Below are 22,449 nucleotides of genomic sequence, written 5' to 3'. Positions count from 1 at the left end.
CAAATGCTAGCTGAGCAAACTTTTAAGCCAAGCTTGCTTTCTTAGTCGCATGGCAGTGACCAGTTTGTTATCTAGGTCAAGCGTTCTAAGGTGCTCATCAGTTACATCAATTAAGTCACACACACCGGTTACTTTCCATAACCCTTCTTCTAACTCCTTTGCTTTATGTAGCGCGTAATGGCTCACATATCGCAGTTCATTTGCCAAGTAATCAGTATCGGGGCGTCCTGTTTTTGACACATGTAAGTGAAACACAAACAAAATATTCTTCGACACGGCTTTTTTCAAAAACAACGTCAAAGGCTCTTGAGGCTCACCCTTTTCAATACAGTGACTTTTTAGGGCTTTGCTTAGCTCTTTTTCATTGCTGTCAAAACTCACGAACAGGTTGTATTTGAGTGGCTTACTCTTACGACTATGCTTTCTTACAGCTTCAGTTAAAGCACCTTCAACAAAGCCTGATGGGAACAGCGGCCTGATATTCAACTGGCCTTGCTTCGCATTGTGATAATACATCAATAAGCGATGTATTGGCGTAGGGTAGAGGCCTATGCCAACCGCACCTATTTTGTAATGTGAGGTTTCTTTGTGCAAATAAAACGGAAATTGACACACACTTTTAGTGATCATATTTCTCAATGCGGTAGATAAGCCAGGGATCCTTGGAGATTCCTTACAAGGTTGTAACTTATCTTTATTACTATCAATCAGAAGCTTGAAAAACTCACTGGCGACTTGAGGTAGGTCTGTAAGTTTACTGACTTTGAGGTTTATTGTGGTTTTTGTTTTACTAACGGCAACCACTTCATAACGCAGATTACTCAACGTATATTGCTTGGTGATTTTTTGCAGATCGGGTAAATCGAGGTGGATAATATCCCCTTTGGTCATCGTAGTCGGTTGAGCCAGCTGCACTTGCAGCCCCATAACAGACAAATCGAGTGTGTGCCCGTTTACCTGAGTATGATTATCAATATGTATGGTCACCGCCGTTTTATACAGGTAGCGTTTGTGAGAACGTAAGTTGACATATTCTAACGAAACCACCTCTAATTTAGGTGGGTTTAATGCTTTTCCTCGGCCAAAGATCTTGAGTTGATTAACAATACTTTTATCAAACGATACCTTTTTATACGCCTCTTTTTGATGCTCTGACGAAATATCTGTAATGAGCGCTAAATATTTGACATTGTTGATGTAGCTTTGTACTCGAGGGGTAGGGCGCTTATTCAATTTTTCGATATTTTTACTGGCATTGGTCGGTAGTGAAAGTGGGATAAATGCATCTTCGTGGTGGCTGGGCATAAGTTGAACTTTATACGTTCTCCAGCTATTTTTCTGTGCGCCATACGCAACAAATAAATTGCGTAGTTGCGCTTGTTTAGCTAATTCAAAATCAAAGGCTGAATAGTGGTATATTTTCCCATCTTTAATATGTGTAAAACAATAAAGAGTACTTTCTTTGACCGCGTTGGGTAACGAAAGTATCGTGTTCAAGCGTGCTTGGGATAAAATTTGATATAAGCAAGATGTTTTTCTTTCGTCTTCAAAGTAATAATTAATATAGGCGTTATTTTCGTTAGTTAATGCAATCGATGGGAGAAGTTGTTGCTCTGTTTGTGAAATAAAAACGAATAATGAACTCACTCTTGGATGATAATATTGCTCATATCCTTTGCAGATAATGGCATCCATGGTGTTATCCAAGTTCACTTTATAACGACGTTTATTACCATGAATAAAGCTGTTTAAAAAATCATCAAATGAGTTGCTGTTTTCAATAAACGTTCTTTTAAGTCTAACGTGCTGCTGCTCTCTAGAGAGCGGTTCCACAGCTACTACTTCGTACTGAATGCCGTCTTTCAAGCCGAGTTCAAACTCTTGCTCTAAACCAATTAGTCGCACGCTGACCAGCTGTGAAGGTTTAATACGCTCTTTTGCAGGAATTTTTATTTTCGCACCACTAAGAGAAATATCAGAGGTTGTACCGCTGACTGAGCGTCCTTTGCCAAGCTCGACAGAGATTTTTATTGAATAATTCATTCGCTCTTCAATACGGCTCTCGTATGATGCGAAATGAATAAGTTTGGCATGATTGGGTTGTTCTGGCGCGATGTCATCAATCAGGCTTTCACTATCGAGAGCTTTTCTTTGCATAACCCGAAAGTTATTTTCGGTTTGCATGACTTCTTCGTATACGGCTAACGTATATTTACCATGGCGCTCGATTTCTCGTTCAAACACTTCTATGGCTAAATCGTCCATAAAGTGTTGCTTTCCGTCGTATTCATAGGGCTTAACTTCGCCGTCAACTTGACCTCTCAAGTCGATAAAACGGGCAATGGGCTGCGACAAACGAGACATTTCCATTTTCAGTAAGAACCTGTCAGGTTTGGAAATATCTTTAGTCATTTGATCAAAAATTTTGTCGAAGTTGGGATCGCCCAACTGCGCTTTTAATTCTTTGATCAGAGGTTGATACTTCTGTAGCTTATCTTCAGCCATAATGACCCATTGTGTTATCCATGTTTAAGCCCCGAGACTTATTCGTTATTATTTGTTATACCAAGTCAGAACTATGACAATATTAAATCATAGTTAATTAATTCTAAACAATTCTGTTAACTTAGTCTGCTATTGCAGCTTTTATATTCTACAGAGACTAAGTTACAAAATTTAAGCAATAAGTGTGCCCAATAATATGGTAAAAAAGAAAACCGCCTTTGTATGTAGTGACTGTGGCGCTGAATTTGCTCGTTGGCAAGGACAGTGCTCAGAGTGTCGAGCGTGGAATACAGTAACAGAGTTTCGTGTCCCCTCGGTAAAGGCTCCACCTCGCAGTGCTGCAATGGCAGGTTATGCTGGAATGGTGGATGCCAAAGTGCAGACCTTGGATGAAGTGAACCTAGAAAGCTTGCCACGCTTCAGTACTGGTTTTAAAGAGTTTGACCGCGTTTTGGGCGGTGGTGTTGTGCCAGGTAGCGCAATTTTGATAGGAGGCTCTCCCGGTGCGGGTAAGAGTACCGTATTGTTGCAAACTATGTGTTTATTAGCACAGAGCATGAACACCTTGTATGTGACGGGAGAAGAGTCGTTGCAGCAGGTTGCGATGCGGGCTCATCGTCTTGGGTTGCCGACCAATAAACTACGGACGCTTGCCGAAACAAATGTAGAGACTATTTGCCAATTAGCGTTGCAAGAAAAGCCCAGCATTATGGTGATTGACTCTATTCAGGTTATGCACATGAGCGATGTCCAGTCGGCACCCGGCAGTGTCTCGCAAGTGCGAGAAAGTGCAGCTTATCTCACTCGATTTGCCAAACAAAATCAAGTCGCCATCTTCATGGTCGGTCATGTTACCAAAGATGGTAGCTTAGCAGGTCCAAAAGTATTAGAGCACTGTATAGACTGTTCAATTTTGTTAGAGGGCAGTTCTGATAGCCGTTTTCGTACTTTACGTGGTAACAAAAACCGTTTTGGTGCCGTTAACGAGCTGGGAGTTTTTGCGATGACAGGGCAAGGGCTCAAGGAAGTGAGTAATCCTTCGGCTATTTTCTTAAATCGGGGCGAAGAGCAAACTCCAGGCTCTTTGGTTATGGTTATCTGGGAGGGGACTAGGCCACTATTGGTTGAGGTGCAAGCGCTTGTTGATTACTCTCAATTGGCCAATCCTCGGCGTGTAACTGTGGGATTAGAGCAAAACCGTTTGGCCATGTTACTTGCTGTGTTGCATCGCCATGGAGGCTTGCAAGTGGCCGACCAAGATGTCTTTGTCAATGTGGTTGGTGGGGTTAAGGTCTCAGAAACCAGCGCTGATTTGGCTTTGATAGTTGCACTGGTTTCGAGCTTTAAAAACTATGCATTAGAACGTCAGCTGGTGGTTTTTGGTGAAGTTGGACTAGGAGGTGAAATTCGTCCTGTACCAAGTGGTCAAGAGCGATTAAAAGAAGCTGCAAAGCATGGTTTTAAACGTGCAATCGTACCAAGCGCGAATAAGCCAAAAGAGCCCATAGAAGGTATGGAAGTCATCGCGGTTAATAGCTTAAGTGACGCGCTTGACGCTTTATTTTGATAAGAGGTGTTAAATGCGCAATGCATTATTGGTAGGACTTGGAGCAGGGCTTGTTGTATATGGCACCATACAGTATTGGGTTAATAAAACTGTTGCAACCGAACTTGATAGAAAGCTAACCGCAATAGAGCAGCAACGGGGCGTTAAGGTAAATTATGGCAGTTTAGATGCGGGTTTACTTCAAGACAAAGTGACTTTACAAGGCGTCATTGTTGAAGATGCTTTGCAACGACAAATAGTCAGTGCTAAGCAGGTGAGTTTAGAGGGCTATCAAAGCAGCGAAATTAGCGAATTGACTAAAGTCACTTTTCATGGCGTGAAGCTAAGTGAATTTGCCAAAAGACAGGTAACCGATGTACCGTTTTTATTGCTCGATAGCCAAATTGATTTTACCTCATCAGTATCATTTGAACGCAGTACGAGCAAAAGCGAAATCTCTGCATACTTTGCTGCACGCGACATACTAGCGGTAAGTTTGTCTATTCAGATGCATAACATGACCCCCTTGATGGAGGCGTCCCATCACTTGATGCTACAACCAAGTGATACCGGCCCAGCGCAGTTAAGCGCATTACAAAGTAAAGCACAGGAAGCTTTCAAGCTTGCTCAGTTACATGGCATGCAGCTTTCAGTCGAAAACCAAGGGCAATTGCGACAGTTATTTACCCAGCTATTACTGCGTTCAGGGTTAGATAGAGTCAGCTTTTATCAGATGCTAGAAACACAGCTTGATGGCGCACAGATGGCTCAGCGAAGTAAAACCGCTGTGTTAGCGTTTGCGCATGGTTTGCAACGTTTAGACATGTCATTACAGCCGCCAAAGGGCACAAGTATGGGAGTATTATCAGAGCAAATTGACATGCTCAAGGGAGAGCCGGAAGTGTTTGCAGATTACGTCAACCTACAAATTAAAGGCCAATGATGTAATAAGGCCACACATGTGGCCTTATTAGTCTTTATCAATGTAGTATTCTGGCTCGAATTGTACCTTCAACCGCACTGAGCTCTTTTAAAGCGACTTCTGAATGATCGCTATCCACATCAATAACAACGTAACCTATCGTATCATCGGTTTGTAGATACTGAGCTGCAATGTTGATACCGTGCTGTGCAAACGCTTGGTTGATTTGTGTTAGTACACCAGGACGGTTTTGGTGAACATGTAGCAAACGACTGCGATTAGCCAGCTCTGGCAGTGCCACTTCAGGGAAGTTAACCGCGCTGAGGGTTGAACCGTTGTCAGAATACTTCGCTATTTTTCCTGCAACTTCAATACCGATGTTTTCTTGCGCTTCTTGCGTTGAGCCACCCACATGTGGTGTTAAAATTACATTATCAAACTCTCGCAGCGGAGATATAAACTCTTCGTCATTTGATTTTGGTTCTACAGGGAAAACATCAATAGCCGCACCGGCAAGCTTTTTGTCTCTTAGTGCTTCAGCAAGTGCATCAATATCAACCACGGTGCCTCGAGATGCATTGATCAATATAGCGCCTTGTTTCATCACTTCTAATTCTGCCATGCCGATTAGGTTTTTAGTCGAAGGGGTTTCTGGGACATGCAAACTGACGACGTCTGAACGCTGTAAAAGTTGTGTCATGTTTTGAATTTGCTGTGCATTACCCAGAGTTAGTTTGTCTTCAATGTCATAGAACTCTACTTTCATGCCGATATTTTCTGCCATGATCCCCAACTGAGTACCAATGTGACCGTAACCAATAATGCCTAATGTTTTACCACGTGCTTCATATGACCCTACAGCTGATTTAAGCCATTCACCACGATGAGCCATCGCATTGCGTTGCGGAATACCACGTAAAAGTAACAGTATTTCTCCTAATACCAGCTCGGCAACAGAACGGGTATTTGAAAAAGGCGCGTTGAAAACGGCAATACCACGTTCTTTGGCAGCTTGCAGGTCAACTTGGTTAGTACCAATACAAAAACATCCCACAGCAACGAGCTTTTCCGCAGCATTAAGTATAGATTCGCTTATATTTGTACGAGAGCGAATACCCACAAAGTGGGCATCTTTGATACGCTCTTTTAACTCATTTTCAGGTAACGATGTTTTTACGTAATCTATATTACTGTAGCCATTGCGTTTTAGTGTTTCGACAGCGCTTTGGTGTACACCCTCTAACAGCAAAATTTTAATTTTATCTTTGGCTAACGATACCTTACTCATGACTGATTCCTATTAACTAATCTTTGGCCCCTCTGGGGTCCCAGTAATAACAATATCGGCTCCACGCTGTGCAAATAAGCCATTAGTCACAACGCCGACAATTTGGTTGATAGTTTGCTCTAACCGCTTTGGTTCCTCAATTTGCAAGTTATGCACATCAAGGATGACATTGCCGTTATCGGTGATGACACCTTGTCTATAAACCGGGTCGCCACCTAATTTTAATAATTCTCTTGCAACATAGCTGCGTGCCATTGGGATCACCTCCACAGGGAGTGGGAAAGCACCCAAAGTGGTAACATGCTTGGTATTATCCACAATACAAATAAATTGTTTGGCGACTGCCGCGACGATTTTTTCACGCGTTAATGCAGCGCCACCACCTTTGATCATGTCATTGCTCGCATTTATTTCATCAGCACCATCGACATATACATCAAGCACGTCTACATCGTTAAGTTCAAATACTTCAATACCTAGCGCTTTGAGCTTTTGTGTTGACGCTTCAGAGCTTGAAACTGCCCCTTTAATTTGCTCTTTAATGCTGCCGAGTGCATCGATAAAGTGGTTAACTGTTGAACCTGTGCCAACACCTACAATGGTGTCTTTTTTCACATATTCTAATGCAGCCCATGCAGCCGCTTTTTTCATTTCATCTTGGGTCATTACGTAATTCACTGTGTTGTCAAATAGAACACAGGAAGTATATCGTAATTGTGGCCTAAGAATGAGTCTGTTTATGTGTTACCACTGATAAAATTTACTTGGCGTAATAATTTGCCTAAGCGGTACATCCCATGCTTCGACTGGGAGCTGCTCAACTTGCTGGCAATCATGTGCAAGGCCTATTAACTCGGGCTTTTGCAAGTTCTCTTTGTAATAATGCGCCAACGTTTTATCGTAATAACCGCCACCCATACCTAAACGATTACCAAAGTTGTCGAATGCAACAAGTGGCATTAGCAAGTAATCAAGTTCATAAAGCGGGCAAATATGACTACAGTTCAACTTGGGCTCCAAGATAGCATAGCGATTAAGCTTCATGGGTGAATTTTTCTCATATCTCTGAAAGAGTAAAGTGGTGCCATTAAAGGGGTGGATTACAGGTAGGAATATCTGGTGTTTTTTATCTATAAGTGATTGTATTAATTCAGATGTGTCGAGTTCTCCATCGTTGCTTAAGTAGAGCCCTATTCTAGTGTTTTTGGTGAGTTTTTTATGTTGAAAAAAATTAATATTAATTTTTTTCGCGGCGAGTTCTTGTTCTAAATCGCTCAGGTTTCTTCTCGCTTTTCTAATATTCTTGCGAATTTCTGAACGAGATAAAGGTGAAGTGGGTTGATGGTGCGACATATATCTAATTTAAATTGAACCATTGTGGATAAACGATAGCCAATGCTAATACAGTTAATAATACAATTAGCACGGTGGCGAGTAGGTACTGCAGTTTACGTGTTGGCAATTTCTTACTTGTTTCAATGTCTAATTCTAACTCATCAAATAACTCATCGTCTTGCCATTGAGGCGATGCTTGTTGCTGCTGTTCAATAGCTTGCTCAGGCAGACGTTGCTCAAGCTCTTCTAACCGCTCTTCAATACGAATGAGGCTACTGGTGATGTAGTCTAAAGCTTCAAATACACGTTCATCTTTTTGTTGTTGAGCAAGGCTTTGAGAGGAATTGTCTTCCACTGGGACCAGCTTTGCTTGAATACCTAAACTAGCAAGAAGCTTGACTTGCTTTAAGCACTTGGTTTTATCTGCCACTGCAAACAGTGGCTTATTCGCGAGAAAACTTTGAGCCTTTTGCTCGGAGATTTTTAATTTAGCACTTAAATGTGTCACAACTTCTTCAGCTGATGTAGTGCTGTCTAATTCGACAAATGCGACGCGATACCTTTGTGACATGGTTATTCCTAAAGCTTTGCTAATGCTTTGAGTATACCGAAATTTTTATAGGTTGCGAATGTGTTGTGCAGTACATATATGCAGTGATAAATGAGTTGAGATGTTGATAAGCGTTTTAAATTGAGAAATGTGGTAAAAAGTGACAAAACGTTATTGGGAAAATGCGCTTATCTGTCGCAGAGGTTGTATAAGTAGGCCAGCTTGTGGCTGGCCTAAGGTGTGTTTATTGTTGCTCTCGAGCAATCGCACGATAAGCAATATCAGTTCGACACTCTACACCATCCCAGTGAATATCTTTCACCAGAGAATAAGCTCGCTTTTGTGCTTCAGTCACTGAGTGACCCAGTGCAGTTGCACATAAAACACGACCGCCAGCGGTGACAACATCTTCACCATTGTGCTTAGTGCCTGCGTGGAACACTTTTTCTCCTTCCGGATAGCTCACTTGTAGGCCTGTTATAACGTCGCCTTTAGGGTAATCACCAGGATAACCTTTCGCCGCTAAAACAACACCTACTGCTGCACGAGGGTCAAACTTAATTTCAAACTTATCAAGCTCTTCTCTATTTGCAGCTTCAATAAGTTCAACCAAATCAGACTGTAAACGTAACATGATAGGCTGAGTTTCAGGGTCGCCAAAACGACAGTTATATTCAATTACTTTAGGCGTACCATCAGCAGCGATCATCAATCCAGCATATAAGAAACCAGTATAAGGGTTTCCTTCGCTCGCCATTCCCTCAACGGTAGGGTAAATCACTTCATCCATAATTCGTTGGTGGATTTGCGCAGTTACGACTGGGGCAGGAGAGTATGCACCCATACCCCCTGTGTTTGGACCTTCATCGCCATTATATGCACGTTTGTGATCTTGGCTAGTGGCAAATGGCAGTACGTTTTTCCCGTCAACCATGACGATAAACGACGCTTCTTCACCTTCAAGAAACTCTTCGATAACCACACGGCTGCCGGCTTCACCAAACGCATTACCCGCTAGCATATCGCGAATTGCCTCTTCAGCTTCGGCTTCTGTCATTGCAACAATAACGCCTTTACCAGCGGCTAATCCGTCTGCTTTTACAACGATTGGTGCACCTTGTTCTTTCAAGTAGTCTAATGCTGGCTCTACTTGTTCAAACGTTTGGTATTGCGCCGTTGGAATGTTGTGACGTGCCAAGAAGTCTTTGGTAAAAGATTTTGACCCTTCAAGCTGCGCAGCGGCAGCTGTAGGACCAAAAATAGCTAAGCCCTCTTCGCGGAAACGATCAACCACACCTATGACGAGCGGTGCCTCTGGACCAACAATTGTCAGTGCGACCTTATTGTCCTTTGCAAATGCAACTAACGCTTCGATATCTTCCACACCAATGGCTACGTTGGTTAACTTAGGCTCTAACGCAGTACCTGCGTTACCTGGTGCTACAAATACTGTTTTTACAGATGGGTTTTGAGCGGCTTTGAACGCAAGAGCATGCTCGCGGCCACCACTGCCAATGACAAGTACATTCATGGCGTAATTTTCCTATTAAAGCTTTTTAAATTTTAGAGTCATGCGATCGCTTTCCCCAATAGCTTTGTATTTATCAGCTTGCTCTTCACCTAGCGCTAAACGAGGAGGTAAAGTCCAAACCCCTTTAGGGTGATCAGCTGTGTCTTTTGGGTTTGCGTTGATATCGCTTTGCGCGACTAATTCAAAACCTGCTTGTTTTGCTACTTCAATCACGTAACTTTGCTTCATATAACCAGAGCGCTTTTGCTCTGCGTCATCACGGTTTTCAGGCAAGCGATGCTCTACCACGCCTAAAATACCGCCAGGCTTGAGTGCTTTATTAAATGCTTTAAATGCACTTAGCACGCCCTGATGTTCTCCTCGCATGTACCAGTTGTGAACATTTCGAAAAGTCAGAACCATATCGGCACTGCTAGCAGGTGCAATGTCTAAATGAGTAACAGGTGAAAATTCAGTTATTTTAACTTCACTAAAGCGCGCATCATTAGCCACTTTGTCTTTAAAGCCATCAAGAGAGCGTTTGTAATACCCTTCAGACTCAGCAGGGAAGTGTGCGGCATACAATGTACCGTTACCTTTTAGTGCTGGCGCTAAAATCTCAGAGTACCAGCCACCACCCGGTGCAATTTCAACAACTGTCATACCATCTTGCAGACCGAAGAAATCGAGTGTTGCAACTGGGTTACGGTACTGATCTCGCGCTCGGTTTGCTTCAGAACGCGCTGCATTTTGCGCTGCAGATACCAAAGCTTCGGAGTGCTCAGCTGCAGTACTGGTCGCATTATTGCTGTTGCAGCCCGTGAGCGCGGTTAAAATCGTTGCGGCAAGTAGTGTTTTTAAACCAAATTTCATTTTCTGTTCCTTCACTTTTGTGATTGTGTTTTAAGCAGAATACTTGAAATTAGTACAAACAAAAAGCGCGAATCGTTAAACGGTTCGCGCTGTCATGTTTAGTGACGGAAGTGGCGCATTCCGGTAAATACCATTGCCATGCCCGCTTCGTCAGCTGCAGCGATGACTTCTTCATCGCGCATAGAACCACCAGGTTGAATAACGGCGGTAATACCAGCTTCAGCTGCTGCATCGATGCCGTCGCGGAATGGGAAGAAAGCATCCGAGGCCATAACTGACCCTTTTACTTCTAAGTTCTCATCGGCCGCTTTGATACCTGCGATTTTTGCTGAGTAAACGCGGCTCATTTGACCTGCACCAACACCAATCGTCATTCCGTCACGGGCATAAACAATGGCATTTGATTTAACGAATTTAGCTACTTTCCAGCAAAATAGTAGATCTTTTAACTCTTGCTCGGTAGGTTGGCGCTTAGAAACAACCGTTAAGTCATCTAAAGTAACCATGCCCTGATCTCTGTCTTGCACAAGAATACCGCCATTGACGCGTTTAATATCTGCTTGTGTGGTTTTTTGACTCCACTGGCCGCATTCTAATAAACGAACATTCTTTTTCGCAGCAACAATTTGTGCCGCTTCTTCAGAGATGCTAGGGGCGATGATCACTTCCACAAACTGACGCGATACGATGGCTTCAGCAGTATCAGCGTCAAGTTCTCTGTTAAAAGCAATAATGCCGCCAAAAGCAGAGGTTGGATCAGTTTTAAAAGCGCGGTCATAGGCTGCTAAGATGTTTTCATCTACTGCAACCCCACATGGGTTCGCGTGCTTTACAATCACACAAGCCGGTGCATCGAACTCTTTTACGCACTCAAGCGCTGCGTCAGTGTCTGCAATATTGTTAAACGATAACGCTTTACCTTGAAGCTGTTTAGCGGTGGCAACAGACGCTTCTTGTAAATCACTTTCCACATAAAAAGCCGCATCTTGGTGTGAGTTTTCACCATAACGCATGTCTTGCTTTTTAGTAAATTGCATATTGATAGTACGTGGAAACTTAGTTTCAACAGCGGCTTCATCTGTGTAATCAGGAACCATATTGCCAAAATAGTTGGCTATCATGCCATCATATGCAGCTGTGTGCTCATAGGCGGCGATGGCTAAATCAAAGCGTGTTTTGTAGGTCGTTGAGCCATTATTGTCTTTTAGCTCTGCAATAACGCGGTCATAGTCATGCGCATTAACAACGATTGTCACATCTTTATGGTTTTTAGCTGCAGCACGAACCATAGTTGGTCCACCAATATCGATGTTTTCAATAGCATCTTCAAGGCTACAGTCAGCTTTTGCAACGGTTTGTGCAAAGGGGTATAAGTTAACCACAACCATGTCGATAGCAGAAATATCATTTTCGGCCATAACTGCTTCGTCTTGACCACGACGCGCTAAAATGCCGCCATGCACTTTTGGGTGCAAAGTTTTTACACGGCCATCCATGATCTCTGGGTGACCTGTATAGTCAGATACTTCCGTGGCAGCAATGCCGTTATCCGTTAATAATTTAAATGTACCGCCTGTAGAGAGGATTTCTACGCCGTGTGCGTTTAGAGCACGGGCTAGTTCTACGATACCGGTTTTATCTGACACGCTTAATAACGCGCGACGAATTGGACGATGTATATCCATGATGGTTTAGGTTTCCTCAATGATAAGTTAAGGGCTAGCTTAGAAGGGCGCTATTTTAGCCTAATTTGCGTAAGAAAACGATCATAAACCGCGATGTGGCGTTGAGAATTTCTGAATTTATTGTGGGAGTATGATGTTAGCACGCAGGCGTGAACACTAGAGAGGTAGCTAAAGCATAAAAAAGCACCCTAAGGTGCTTTTTTATTTACGTAATGAACTGTGATATTTTTAGTTCATGCCGTATTTTTTTAGCTTTTTACGTAAAGTACCACGGTTGATACCTAGTAAAATCGCAGCGCGCGTTTGGTTACCACGAGTATAAGTCATTACTTCCTCAAGTAACGGCGCTTCTAGCTCTGAAAGAACAAGATCGTAAACGTCTTGTACATCTTGACCGTTAAGCTGTTTTAAATAGTGATGAACAGCTTTTTTTACTGCATCGCGTAAAGGTTGCGGTTTCTCTTGTGACTGAACATGAGCGTTAGTGATAAATGGAGAAGTCACATTTTGTTCGAACATCATTATGTCTCTTTCTTTCTTAGTTAGCTGCTAGTGTTTCAAAGTATTGTTCTAATGCCTCGATCTGCTCAGAGGGCGTCTCAAGGGCATTAAATACTCGCCTAAACTGACCTGCTTGGTCATGAGCTTGCAAATACCATGATACATGTTTGCGTGCGATGCGCGCTCCCATCGGCTCACCGTAAAACTGATGAAGGTTTTCTAAATGCTCCATCAAAATGCTACGTACTTCAGAAATTTCTGGTGCAGGTAGCTGTTCTCCAGTTCGCAAAAAGTGGTCTATCTCCCTAAATATCCAAGGGCGACCTTGGGCGGCTCGACCAATCATGATGGCATCTGCGCCCGTATAATCCAGTACCTGCTTCGCCTTTTGTGCCGAGGTAATATCCCCATTGGCAACCACAGGTATGTTCACTGCACGTTTGATATCCCTTATCGTGGCATATTCAGCTTCTCCTTTGTACATACACGCTTTAGTGCGCCCATGTACGGCAAGAGAGGCTATGCCATTACGTTCAGCAATTTTAGCTATTTCAACACCGTTACGATTTTGCGTATCCCAACCCGTACGGATCTTTAGCGTTACAGGCACTTCTACAGCATCGACCACTGCTTGAACTATCTGCTCTACTAATTCTGGATACTGCAACAGTGCAGAGCCTGCTAGTTTTTTATTCACTTTCTTTGCAGGGCAGCCCATATTGATATCTATGATCTGCGCCCCATTTGCTACATTGAACTGCGCTGCTTGTGCCATCAGCAAAGGATCGGCACCGGCAATTTGCACTGAACGAATGCCAGACTCGCCACTATGATCCATACGGTTCATCGACTTATCTGTTTTCCACACCTTAGGGTTTGATGACATCATTTCTGATACAGCTAGGCCTGCACCCAATCGACGACATAATTGTCGAAAAGGTCTATCAGTGATCCCCGCCATTGGGGCCACAATAATGTTGTTATCAAGTTGGTATGGACCAATACGCACAGTAGTTCAATCTGCCTCTTTTCAAGGGGCGCTAAGTTTACGGTTTTTTTTGCAAAAATCAAAGGCTATAAATTGAACATTATTGCTTTTTTTTTGAACTTTCTGGGTTGACTTTTTATAACAGTTTGAGTCTGGAGTCTATTTGTTTGATTTTTGTTCAAAGGAAAGAGGTAGGTATCTAAAAATAAATCTATATTGGCTGTGAAAAAACAGTAAAGCCTGTTAAACACAGGCTTTAGCTGTTACAAGTTACTAACTCAGAGTATCAATAATAAGTAAGTTATTAAGCTTTTTTACCACTGACTCGAGTCCATTCGCCTTCTTGTGCAACTTCATCAAGATCGATAAAAGGCGCATAAACGTCAGCAACTGATTGTGCTTGCTCTGCCAAGATACCAGACATCGCAATTTGGCCATGAGGTTTTAAAAAGCCTAAGATAATTTCATGCAGCTCTCGAAGTGGCTGTGCAAGGATATTCGCAACCACTATATCAGCTGAAAATTCAGGCTGGTTCTCAGGTAAGTAAACTTCTAATTGATCTGCCACACCGTTGCGTTTCGCATTGTCCATACTTGCCGCCAATGCTTGAGGGTCAATATCAATACCGATCACACGCTGTGCACCAAGCTTAATGGCTGCAATCCCCAAAATGCCAGAACCACAACCAAAGTCTACAACCGTTTTGCCACTTAAATCTTGGCTCTCTAACCACTGTAAGCACAGTGCGGTGGTAGCATGAGTTCCAGTACCAAATGCCAGTCCAGGGTCTAACAACACATTGATTGCTTCTGGGTCAGGGATATCTCGCCAGCTCGGGCATATCCATAAACGCTCACCAAACTTTATAGGGTGAAAGTTATCCATCCACTCTCGTTCCCAGTCTTTATCTTCTAACTGTTCAATTTTATACGTTAGCGGTTGTTCACTATTAGCTTTTAGATAAGCGACAACGACATCCATATCATGGGCAGCATCAAACAAGCCTATAACAATCGTGTCGGGCCAGAAAATCACTTCGCCCGGTTTGGGTTCATAAACGGGATTATTACTGCCGTCCATAAATGTAACTGAAGGACAACCGACATCGAGTAATAAATCACTGAGTTTGTCTGCGCTTTCTTTGTTAGCGTGAATGCGGATTTGGATCCAAGCCATGAGCTTTCCTAAAATTTGCTAGTTATTAAAAAGGCCGCAGTTGCGGCCTTTATTCAATTTTTTTGAATTAAAAGGGCATTAACCTTTTACATCCAAAAAGCTTTTCAGAAGGTCTGAGCGTGAAGGGTGTCGCAGCTTACGTAGCGCTTTTGCTTCAATCTGACGAATACGTTCACGTGTTACGTCAAACTGTTTGCCCACTTCTTCAAGTGTATGGTCAGTATTCATATCGATACCAAAGCGCATACGCAATACCTTAGCTTCACGTGCGGTTAAGCCCGCTAATACTTCGTTGGTTGCGCCGCGAAGACTTTCCATTGTCGCCGAATCGATTGGTGATTCAATGGTTGTGTCTTCGATGAAATCACCCAGATGTGAATCTTCATCATCACCGATTGGTGTTTCCATTGAGATTGGCTCTTTAGCAATCTTAAGTACCTTGCGGATCTTATCTTCAGGCATCATCATGCGCTCTGCGAGCTCTTCAGGGTTTGGCTCACGGCCCATCTCTTGAAGCATCTGGCGAGAAATACGATTGAGCTTGTTGATAGTTTCAATCATATGTACCGGAATACGAATAGTACGTGCTTGGTCAGCAATCGAGCGTGTAATCGCTTGGCGGATCCACCATGTAGCATAAGTAGAGAACTTATAACCACGGCGATATTCAAACTTATCAACTGCTTTCATCAAACCAATGTTACCTTCTTGGATTAGATCCAAGAATTGTAAACCACGGTTGGTGTATTTTTTAGCGATTGAAATTACAAGACGCAAGTTAGCCTCAACCATCTCTTTTTTCGCACGGCGGGCTTTAGCTTCACCGATGCTCATACGACGGTTGATATCTTTAATTCTTTCAACTGTTAGGCCAGTACTTTCTTCTATGACTTTAAGCTTGTTAATACAGCGCTCTATCTCAGGCTTAACTTCTGCAAGCTTTTCAGAGTATTTTTCACCTGCTGCGATTTCTGCGTCAATCCAAGCCATATCAGTTTCGTTATTTGCAAAATGTTTAACGAATGTTTTCTTCGGTACTTTCGCTATTTGAACAGCTTGCTTCATGACGATACGTTCTTGTACGCGAACTCTGTCCATCATTTCGCGCATGTTATTAACCATACGGTCAAACTGTTTTGGAACTAGTTTGAAAGTACGGAATAACTCGCCAATTTCAAAAATTGCAGCTTGTGAATCTGGGTGCGAACGGCCCTTTGCAGCAAAAACTTCTCTTGCTTGGTTATACAAAGTACGAAGTTGTTCAAAGTGAATGCGAGCTTCTTCAGGATCAGGCCCTGTATCAGCTTCTTCTTCGTCATCGTCATCATCTTCGTCATCTTCATCAGCTAAGTCTTCATCGCTGAGCTCAGAACCAATATGCGTTGCAGAGATCTGTGTTTCTTCAGCGTTAGGATCAAAAAAGCCTGATACGATGTCACTGAGGCGCATCTCTTCAGCTTCGAACTTATCCCATTGCTCAAGCAAATAAGTGATAGCTTCTGGGTACTCTGCCACAGAGATTTGAACTTGGTTAATCCCTTCTTCAATTCGCTTCGCGATTTGAATTTCGCCTTCACGAGTCAGAAGTTCTACGGTACCCATTTCACGCATATACATGCGCACAGGATCGGTAGTACGACCTATTTCCTTTTCTACCGTAGCAAGTGCTGCTGCAGCTGCTTCTGCGGCATCTTCGTCGGTAGTGGTTTCCTGCATCATCAATTCATCGGCATCTGGTGCATTTTCGGCGACCTGAATACCCATGTCATTGATCATACTGATGATGTCTTCGACCTGATCTGAGTCTATTATGTCTTGTGGAAGGTGATCGTTAACTTCTGCAAAAGTTAAGTAACCTTGCTCTTTACCTTTCTGAATCAGAAGTTTGAGTTGTGACTGAGGAGATTGATCCATAGAGATTTATGCTTCCACTCTGATAAGTTGATACAACAGGCGCCAGCTAAAAACACCCAACAATTTGCTTGACGCAGTTAATAGAACATTATAGCAGCAAAATTTAATTTTGACTAGCTCTTCTAACGCTTTAAAGCTTGCATCAATAGTGCACATTCTTGTCGTTCTTCGCTGGTTAAACCTTGTGTTTTGTCTTTTATAAATAAGGTCTCTAACCTAAAATTTAAACATTGATCTTCAATAAACTGAAAAGTATTTTGAAATTCTTGTGTTAAAGCTTGGTCATTGATCTCATGTTGCCAAACGGCCAATTTTTGTAACGCTTGGTATTGCGGTTTGTCTCTAAAATATTCAAGTAATTGTGCTGTGGTATAACTTGGATGATTAAGACAAACAGACTGTAGTTCTAACAGTAACTCAATACCGGGAATACTCATTTGTGCAAGTTCGGGAAGATAGTCAATGCTGGTCGCTAGGTTCGGATGCTGTATTAGCAAACCAATCGCTCTGCGCATTGGGGTTACCTTAAACTTACGCTCAATATTTTTTTGCTGTTTTGGTGTTGCAAGCTTGGCAGAGAGTTGCTCTGTGGTTCTGCCTATCAGTCGTGCTAGCTTTTCTAATAAACTTTCTTGGTAAAATTCACTGGGTAGTTTGCTTATCAAAGGTAGGGCATCGCTGAGTAGTTTAGCTTTGCCTGCATCATTTGTTAGATCGCAACTTTGCGCTAACTTATCAAATAATACTTTCGAGAACTCTTCTGCTTGCTGTAAACGTTGCTCAAATACTTCTTTGCCTTCCTGTTGTACTAATGAGTCAGGGTCTTCGCCATCGGGTAAAAACACAAATTTAAGAGATTTACCATCTTTTAAATAGGGAAGGGCATGTTCAAGCGCGCGCCATGCGGCATCTTTTCCGGCTCTATCGCCATCATAACAGCAGATAACTTTATCTGTTGTTCTGAACAATGTTTGCATGTGCTCAGCTGTTGTTGCAGTGCCAAGTGCTGCTACAGCATAGGTTATGCCTTGTTCAGCCAGCGCTACAACATCCATATAGCCTTCAACAATCAGTATATTATCTAGTTTGTCGTTAGCTTGTTTGGCCTCAAAAAGGCCATACAGTTCAAAACCTTTATGGAAAATACGTGTTTCAGGGGAGTTAAGATATTTAGGTCCCTGGCTGTCTCCCATAACGCGGCCACCAAAAGCAATCACTCGGCCACGTTTATCCCTGATGGGAAACATTAATCTATCGCGGAAAAAATCAAATTGGCGACCAGGCGTTTTTTCAGATGCGAGTTTTAATTCAATTAATTGCTGCTTTTGATGCTGGTTTCTACCAACTTGTTGGCACAGAGATTCCCACTCTGGTGGGGCATAGCCAATCATATACTGCTGAACAGTTTTACCAGACAAACCGCGACTTTTAACGTATTCGATCACTTGACTGGCATTTTTATGATGCTTCAACTGATGTTGGTAAAACTTGGCCGTTTGCATCATTAAATCGTAATCAGAGCGCTTTTGCTCAACAGTTCGCTCAGGCTTACCTGAACCTTGTTCGCGAGGCACTTCTAGATTTAAAAGGCTAGCAAGTTCTTCTATGGCGTCGACAAACTCAAGCTTGTCGTACTCCATCATAAATGAAATGGCGTTACCATTAGCACCACAGCCAAAGCAATGGTAGAACTGCTTGTCTCTCGATACTGTAAAAGAAGGGGATTTTTCGTTATGAAAAGGACAGCATGCTTGATAGTCTTTACCTGCTTTTTTTAGCCCAACACGAGCGTCGATCAAGTCGACAATGTCGGTTCTATCAAGTAATTCATCAATAAACTGTCTTGGGATCTTTCCAGCCATACTTATTCTAACGAAGTTCCTTTATGCCTAGACGAAGAAACCGAGCGCAAGGCTCGGTTCACTTTATCATACAATCTGTATGTGGGGTTACGCGCTTAATCGTTGTTTAATTAAACCTGAAATCTTGCCCATGTCGGCACGACCTTCAGCTTTAGACTTGATTACGCCCATAACTTTACCCATGTCTTGCATACCTGCAGCGCCGGTATCGGCAATTGCAGTATCGATCAATGTAATAATTTCTTCTTCAGTCAAAGGCTGAGGTAAGAAAGTTTCTAGAACAGTGATCTCATTTGCTTCTATTTCAGCTAAATCGTCACGGCCAGCATCTTTATACTGGGTGAAAGAATCGCGGCGTTGCTTAACTAACTTCACTAAAACAGAGGTAATACCCGCGTCATCAAGTGTTGTTCGATTGTCAATTTCACGCTGCTTAATTTCAGCAAGTACCATACGAATTGCGCCGAGACTTAATTTGTCTTTAGCACGCATGGCATCTTTTTGTGCGTCTTTTAGCTTAGTTAAAAGGCTCATTTATACAAGACCGAAACCGATTAGTATAATTTAACGCGACGTGCGTTTTCGCGAGAAAGCTTCTTCATGTGACGCTTAACCGCTGCAGCTTTTTTACGCTTACGCTCAGCTGTTGGCTTTTCATAGTGCTCGCGACGACGAACTTCTGAAAGGATACCTGCTTTTTCACATGAACGCTTGAAACGACGAAGTGCAACGTCAAACGGTTCGTTTTCTCTTACTTTAATTACTGGCATTAAAAATTCACCTACCTAATTAATGAGCAATGCTCACGCTGATCAAAGATTGATCAAGTGGTTCAAAAATGGTGCGGTATTGTAATCTGAAGCAACACCACATGTAAAGCCTAAATTATAGCTAAATCTATGACGGATTACTTGTAGCGCTGATAAAGTCGACACAACACTTGTCCTGCCTGCTTTTCCTTTATTATTTGCCAGTTACTTGGGGCGCTTAAATTAAGCTCTTTTTCCACTTCTACATAAATTAATGCATCGTCAGTAAGCCAATTATTTTGCTCTAAAAGTTCACACGCATGTTGGGCAAGCTGTTTTCGAAATGGCGGATCAATAAACACTAGGTCAAAAACAAGATTATCTGCGTTGTTGGATAACACATCGATTGTATTTCTGTTTAATACTCGAGCATTATTTAATTTGAGCGTGGTTATATTATTTTGCAGTTGCACAGCTGCTTGTTTGTCTAATTCAATAAAATAGGCGCTGTTAGCAAATCTCGATAAACACTCAAAGCCTAATCCTCCAGAGCCTGCAAAACAATCTAATACGGTCGCACCTCTGGTGTCTTGCATCAACCAATTGAATACGGTTTCTTTGACTCTATCTGTTGTTGGTCGTAATCCAGTTACATCTTTTACAGGTAGCTTTCGGCCTTTAAATTGACCGCTAATGATGCGGATCACACCATCATTTTGCTTAGCTTGGGAGTTCTTGTTTTTTCTAATATGTGCCATTGGTCATAGAATCTTAATATTTTCACTTGGATAAATCATGGCAGCTACATTTTTCATCCCTCAGGAACATGCTACACTGCGCGCTAATTTTGAATTTAATTTGACGGTTGCACACATTCAACAACAGGAATAGGCGCGACAGTCATTTATTGTGGTTCTTGATTGTACTAAGCGTGATCAAAATAGAACCTCCGTCAGTTTATCAGATTTATTAAATACGGTATTTAGCGAGCATGGGAAAAAAGAACAAATTTCTGTCTTGGTTTGGATTTGGCAAAAAAGAAGCAGAGCAATCACAGCAACAAGCTGAGGTAGAGGATAATCTCGCTAAAGCGCAAACAGAACAAGCTGCACAAGAAGCCGCGGAGCAAGCTGCCGCTGAAGAAGCTGATCGTCAGCGCTTAGCCGCAGAAGCACAGGCCAAAGCTCAAGCTGAAAAAGAAGCAGCAGAGCAAGCTGCCGCTGAAGAAGCTGAGCGTCAGCGCTTAGCCGCAGAAGCACAGGCCAAAGCTCAAGCTGAAAAAGAAGCAGAGCAAGCTGCCGCTGAAGAAGCCGAGCGTCAGCGCTTAGCTGCAGAAGCGCAGGCCAAAGCACAAGCTGAAAAAGAAGAAGAGCAAGCTGCCGCTGAAGAAGCTGATCGTCAGCGTTTAGCTGCAGAAGCGCAGGCCAAAGCACAAGCTGAAAAAGAAGCAGAGCAAGCTGCCGCAGAAGAAGCCGAGCGTCAGCGCTTAGCTGCAGAAGCGCAGGCCAAAGCACAAGCTGAAAAAGAAGCAGCAGAGCAAGCTGCCGCTGAAGAAGCCGAGCGTCAGCGTTTAGCTGCAGAAGCGCAGGCCAAAGCACAAGCTGAAAAAGAAGCCGCGGAGCAAGCTGCCGCTGAAGAAGCCGAGCGTCAGCGTTTAGCTGCAGAAGCGCAGGCCAAAGCACAAGCTGAAAAAGAAGCAGAGCAAGCTGCCGCTGAAGAAGCCGAGCGCCAGCGTTTAGCTGCAGAAGCGCAGGCCAAAGCACAAGCTGAAAAAGAAGCAGCAGAGCAAGCTGCCGCTGACGAAGCCGAGCGTCAGCGTTTAGCTGCAGAAGCGCAGGCCAAAGCACAAGCTGAAAAAGAAGCAGCAGAGCAAGCTGCCGCTGAAGAAGCCGAGCGTCAGCGCTTAGCTGCAGAAGCGCAGGCCAAAGCACAAGCTGAAAAAGAAGCAGCAGAGCAAGCAGCCGCTGAAGAAGCCGAGCGCCAGCGCTTAGCTGCAGAAGCGCAGGCCAAAGCACAAGCTGAAAAAGAAGCAGAGCAAGCTGCCGCTGAAGAAGCCGAGCGCCAGCGCTTAGCTGCAGAAGCGCAGGCCAAAGCACAAGCTGAAGAGAAACCAAAGAAAGAAGGATTCTTTTCTAGATTGAAGAAAGGGTTACTTAAGACCAAAGTAAATCTAGGCTCTGGTATTGCATCAATCTTTAAGGGTAAAAAGATTGATGACGAATTATTCGAAGAACTTGAAACGCAGTTATTAACAGCTGATCTGGGCGTTGATACGACAATGAAGTTGATCGATAACTTAACCGATGCAGCTGATCGTAAGCAGTTAAAAGACGGTGATGCGCTTTATGAATTAATGAAGCAAGAAATGGCTGATATGCTAAAAGAAGCCGAAAAGCCCCTTGAATTACCTCAAAACAAAAAACCATTTGTGATATTGATGGTAGGTGTAAACGGAGTTGGTAAAACAACTACCATAGGTAAGTTAGCGAAGCAGTTCCAGCAGCAAGGTAAATCAGTAATGTTAGCTGCTGGCGATACCTTTAGGGCAGCAGCAGTAGAGCAATTACAAGTTTGGGGTGAGCGTAATAGTATCCCTGTTATTGCTCAGCATACCGGTGCTGATAGTGCGTCAGTGGTGTTCGATGCGTTTCAAGCTGCACAAGCTCGTAATGTGGATATCTTAATTGCTGATACGGCAGGACGTTTACAGAACAAAGATAATCTAATGCAAGAGCTTGAAAAAATAGCTCGTGTTATGAAAAAGCTAGACCCTGATGCCCCTCATGAAGTGATGTTAACTATTGATGCTGGCACCGGTCAAAATGCAATTAGCCAAGTGAACCTATTTAATAAAGCGGTTGGGCTGACGGGGATCACTTTGACTAAACTAGATGGCACAGCAAAGGGTGGTGTCATATTTGCAGTCGCTGATAAATTCCAAATTCCAATTCGCTACATCGGTGTAGGTGAAGGCATTGATGATTTGCGAACATTTAAAAGCGATGATTTCATCGAAGCATTGTTTAGTAATGACGATGCTTAAC

Annotated in this window: 19 protein-coding genes; 3 read left to right on the top strand and 16 right to left on the bottom strand. The window is 43.0% G+C overall.

The annotated features are described in order from the left end of the window. Positions 1-6: 6 nt before the first annotated feature. Entirely contained in the window at positions 7-2,505 is a 2,499-nt protein-coding gene (locus HG263_RS13765; protein WP_171626655.1) for a PilZ domain-containing protein, read from the bottom strand. A gap of 196 nt (positions 2,506-2,701) precedes the next feature. Between HG263_RS13765 and radA the strand changes: the two genes are divergently transcribed. Next, a complete protein-coding gene (gene radA / locus HG263_RS13760) occupies positions 2,702-4,072 on the top strand; it encodes a DNA repair protein RadA (RefSeq protein ID WP_171626723.1) in 1,371 nt (456 codons plus the stop codon). Positions 4,073-4,085: 13 nt separating this feature from the next. After that, positions 4,086-4,994, top strand: coding sequence for a hypothetical protein (locus tag HG263_RS13755; RefSeq protein ID WP_171626654.1), 909 nt, complete (start codon positions 4,086-4,088; stop codon positions 4,992-4,994). A 37-nt stretch (positions 4,995-5,031) separates the two neighbouring features. On the opposite strand, the gene serA is transcribed toward HG263_RS13755, so the two are convergent. The 15 genes from serA to rsmD all read right to left on the bottom strand — a co-directional run bounded on the left by serA (position 5,032) and on the right by rsmD (position 20,163). Continuing rightward, positions 5,032-6,261, bottom strand: coding sequence for a phosphoglycerate dehydrogenase (serA, locus tag HG263_RS13750; protein ID WP_171626653.1), 1,230 nt, complete (start codon positions 6,259-6,261; stop codon positions 5,032-5,034). A 12-nt stretch (positions 6,262-6,273) separates the two neighbouring features. Continuing rightward, complete coding sequence (rpiA, locus tag HG263_RS13745; RefSeq protein ID WP_171626652.1) at positions 6,274-6,927, bottom strand: ribose-5-phosphate isomerase RpiA; 654 nt, start codon at positions 6,925-6,927, stop codon at positions 6,274-6,276. Between the two features lie 78 nt (positions 6,928-7,005). Then, entirely contained in the window at positions 7,006-7,614 is a 609-nt protein-coding gene (locus HG263_RS13740; protein WP_171626651.1) for a 5-formyltetrahydrofolate cyclo-ligase, read from the bottom strand. Positions 7,615-7,618: 4 nt separating this feature from the next. Further along, positions 7,619-8,167 carry a hypothetical protein gene (locus tag HG263_RS13735; protein ID WP_171626650.1) on the bottom strand — a complete coding sequence of 183 codons (549 nt, stop codon included), beginning with the start codon at positions 8,165-8,167 and terminating at the stop codon, positions 7,619-7,621. A 223-nt stretch (positions 8,168-8,390) separates the two neighbouring features. Further along, a complete protein-coding gene (purD, locus tag HG263_RS13730) occupies positions 8,391-9,677 on the bottom strand; it encodes a phosphoribosylamine--glycine ligase (RefSeq protein ID WP_171626649.1) in 1,287 nt (428 codons plus the stop codon). Positions 9,678-9,692: 15 nt separating this feature from the next. Then, on the bottom strand, positions 9,693-10,529 hold the full coding sequence (locus tag HG263_RS13725; protein ID WP_171626648.1) for a class I SAM-dependent methyltransferase: 837 nt from the start codon (positions 10,527-10,529) through the stop codon (positions 9,693-9,695). Between the two features lie 98 nt (positions 10,530-10,627). Then, a complete protein-coding gene (gene purH / locus HG263_RS13720; RefSeq protein WP_171626647.1) occupies positions 10,628-12,214 on the bottom strand; it encodes a bifunctional phosphoribosylaminoimidazolecarboxamide formyltransferase/IMP cyclohydrolase in 1,587 nt (528 codons plus the stop codon). A 228-nt stretch (positions 12,215-12,442) separates the two neighbouring features. After that, complete coding sequence (gene fis, locus HG263_RS13715) at positions 12,443-12,733, bottom strand: DNA-binding transcriptional regulator Fis (RefSeq protein ID WP_005491017.1); 291 nt, start codon at positions 12,731-12,733, stop codon at positions 12,443-12,445. A gap of 19 nt (positions 12,734-12,752) precedes the next feature. Continuing rightward, positions 12,753-13,724 (bottom strand): tRNA dihydrouridine synthase DusB, encoded by a 972-nt coding sequence (gene dusB / locus HG263_RS13710; protein WP_171626646.1) that lies wholly within the window; start codon positions 13,722-13,724, stop codon positions 12,753-12,755. Between the two features lie 283 nt (positions 13,725-14,007). Continuing rightward, entirely contained in the window at positions 14,008-14,880 is an 873-nt protein-coding gene (gene prmA / locus HG263_RS13705) for a 50S ribosomal protein L11 methyltransferase (protein WP_171626645.1), read from the bottom strand. 78 nt (positions 14,881-14,958) lie between these two features. Then, on the bottom strand, positions 14,959-16,794 hold the full coding sequence (gene rpoD / locus HG263_RS13700) for an RNA polymerase sigma factor RpoD (protein WP_171626644.1): 1,836 nt from the start codon (positions 16,792-16,794) through the stop codon (positions 14,959-14,961). A 122-nt stretch (positions 16,795-16,916) separates the two neighbouring features. Continuing rightward, positions 16,917-18,656 (bottom strand): DNA primase, encoded by a 1,740-nt coding sequence (gene dnaG / locus HG263_RS13695; RefSeq protein WP_171626643.1) that lies wholly within the window; start codon positions 18,654-18,656, stop codon positions 16,917-16,919. Between the two features lie 87 nt (positions 18,657-18,743). After that, on the bottom strand, positions 18,744-19,190 hold the full coding sequence (locus HG263_RS13690) for a GatB/YqeY domain-containing protein (protein WP_171626642.1): 447 nt from the start codon (positions 19,188-19,190) through the stop codon (positions 18,744-18,746). Positions 19,191-19,210: 20 nt separating this feature from the next. Beyond that, on the bottom strand, positions 19,211-19,426 hold the full coding sequence (gene rpsU / locus HG263_RS13685; RefSeq protein WP_010362466.1) for a 30S ribosomal protein S21: 216 nt from the start codon (positions 19,424-19,426) through the stop codon (positions 19,211-19,213). A 137-nt stretch (positions 19,427-19,563) separates the two neighbouring features. Continuing rightward, the gene (gene rsmD / locus HG263_RS13680) at positions 19,564-20,163 is read right to left on the bottom strand and encodes a 16S rRNA (guanine(966)-N(2))-methyltransferase RsmD (protein ID WP_171626641.1); all 600 of its coding nucleotides are present in this window, start codon (positions 20,161-20,163) and stop codon (positions 19,564-19,566) included. A 233-nt stretch (positions 20,164-20,396) separates the two neighbouring features. Here rsmD and ftsY point away from each other — a divergent pair, with 233 nt between their 5' ends. Further along, on the top strand, positions 20,397-22,448 hold the full coding sequence (gene ftsY, locus HG263_RS13675) for a signal recognition particle-docking protein FtsY (RefSeq protein WP_171626640.1): 2,052 nt from the start codon (positions 20,397-20,399) through the stop codon (positions 22,446-22,448). Position 22,449 lies beyond the last annotated feature (1 nt).

It is taken from the genome of Pseudoalteromonas caenipelagi (assembly GCF_013140855.1).
GTDB classification, from domain to species: domain Bacteria; phylum Pseudomonadota; class Gammaproteobacteria; order Enterobacterales; family Alteromonadaceae; genus Pseudoalteromonas; species Pseudoalteromonas caenipelagi.
The sequence above is the reverse complement of the archived record's forward strand: the minus strand, read 5'-3'. Positions and strand labels throughout refer to the sequence as shown.

What these genes read in the sequence shown, in the direction of transcription:
- HG263_RS13765 (WP_171626655.1), bottom strand. Translation starts at nt 2,505, where the DNA reads ATGGCTGAAGATAAGCTACAGAAGTATCAACCTCTGATCAAAGAATTA.
- radA (WP_171626723.1), top strand. Translation starts at nt 2,702, where the DNA reads ATGGTAAAAAAGAAAACCGCCTTTGTATGTAGTGACTGTGGCGCTGAA.
- HG263_RS13755 (WP_171626654.1), top strand. Translation starts at nt 4,086, where the DNA reads ATGCGCAATGCATTATTGGTAGGACTTGGAGCAGGGCTTGTTGTATAT.
- serA (WP_171626653.1), bottom strand. Translation starts at nt 6,261, where the DNA reads ATGAGTAAGGTATCGTTAGCCAAAGATAAAATTAAAATTTTGCTGTTA.
- rpiA (WP_171626652.1), bottom strand. Translation starts at nt 6,927, where the DNA reads ATGACCCAAGATGAAATGAAAAAAGCGGCTGCATGGGCTGCATTAGAA.
- HG263_RS13740 (WP_171626651.1), bottom strand. Translation starts at nt 7,614, where the DNA reads ATGTCGCACCATCAACCCACTTCACCTTTATCTCGTTCAGAAATTCGC.
- HG263_RS13735 (WP_171626650.1), bottom strand. Translation starts at nt 8,167, where the DNA reads ATGTCACAAAGGTATCGCGTCGCATTTGTCGAATTAGACAGCACTACA.
- purD (WP_171626649.1), bottom strand. Translation starts at nt 9,677, where the DNA reads ATGAATGTACTTGTCATTGGCAGTGGTGGCCGCGAGCATGCTCTTGCG.
- HG263_RS13725 (WP_171626648.1), bottom strand. Translation starts at nt 10,529, where the DNA reads ATGAAATTTGGTTTAAAAACACTACTTGCCGCAACGATTTTAACCGCG.
- purH (WP_171626647.1), bottom strand. Translation starts at nt 12,214, where the DNA reads ATGGATATACATCGTCCAATTCGTCGCGCGTTATTAAGCGTGTCAGAT.
- fis (WP_005491017.1), bottom strand. Translation starts at nt 12,733, where the DNA reads ATGTTCGAACAAAATGTGACTTCTCCATTTATCACTAACGCTCATGTT.
- prmA (WP_171626645.1), bottom strand. Translation starts at nt 14,880, where the DNA reads ATGGCTTGGATCCAAATCCGCATTCACGCTAACAAAGAAAGCGCAGAC.
- rpoD (WP_171626644.1), bottom strand. Translation starts at nt 16,794, where the DNA reads ATGGATCAATCTCCTCAGTCACAACTCAAACTTCTGATTCAGAAAGGT.
- dnaG (WP_171626643.1), bottom strand. Translation starts at nt 18,656, where the DNA reads ATGGCTGGAAAGATCCCAAGACAGTTTATTGATGAATTACTTGATAGA.
- HG263_RS13690 (WP_171626642.1), bottom strand. Translation starts at nt 19,190, where the DNA reads ATGAGCCTTTTAACTAAGCTAAAAGACGCACAAAAAGATGCCATGCGT.
- rpsU (WP_010362466.1), bottom strand. Translation starts at nt 19,426, where the DNA reads ATGCCAGTAATTAAAGTAAGAGAAAACGAACCGTTTGACGTTGCACTT.
- rsmD (WP_171626641.1), bottom strand. Translation starts at nt 20,163, where the DNA reads ATGGCACATATTAGAAAAAACAAGAACTCCCAAGCTAAGCAAAATGAT.
- ftsY (WP_171626640.1), top strand. Translation starts at nt 20,397, where the DNA reads ATGGGAAAAAAGAACAAATTTCTGTCTTGGTTTGGATTTGGCAAAAAA.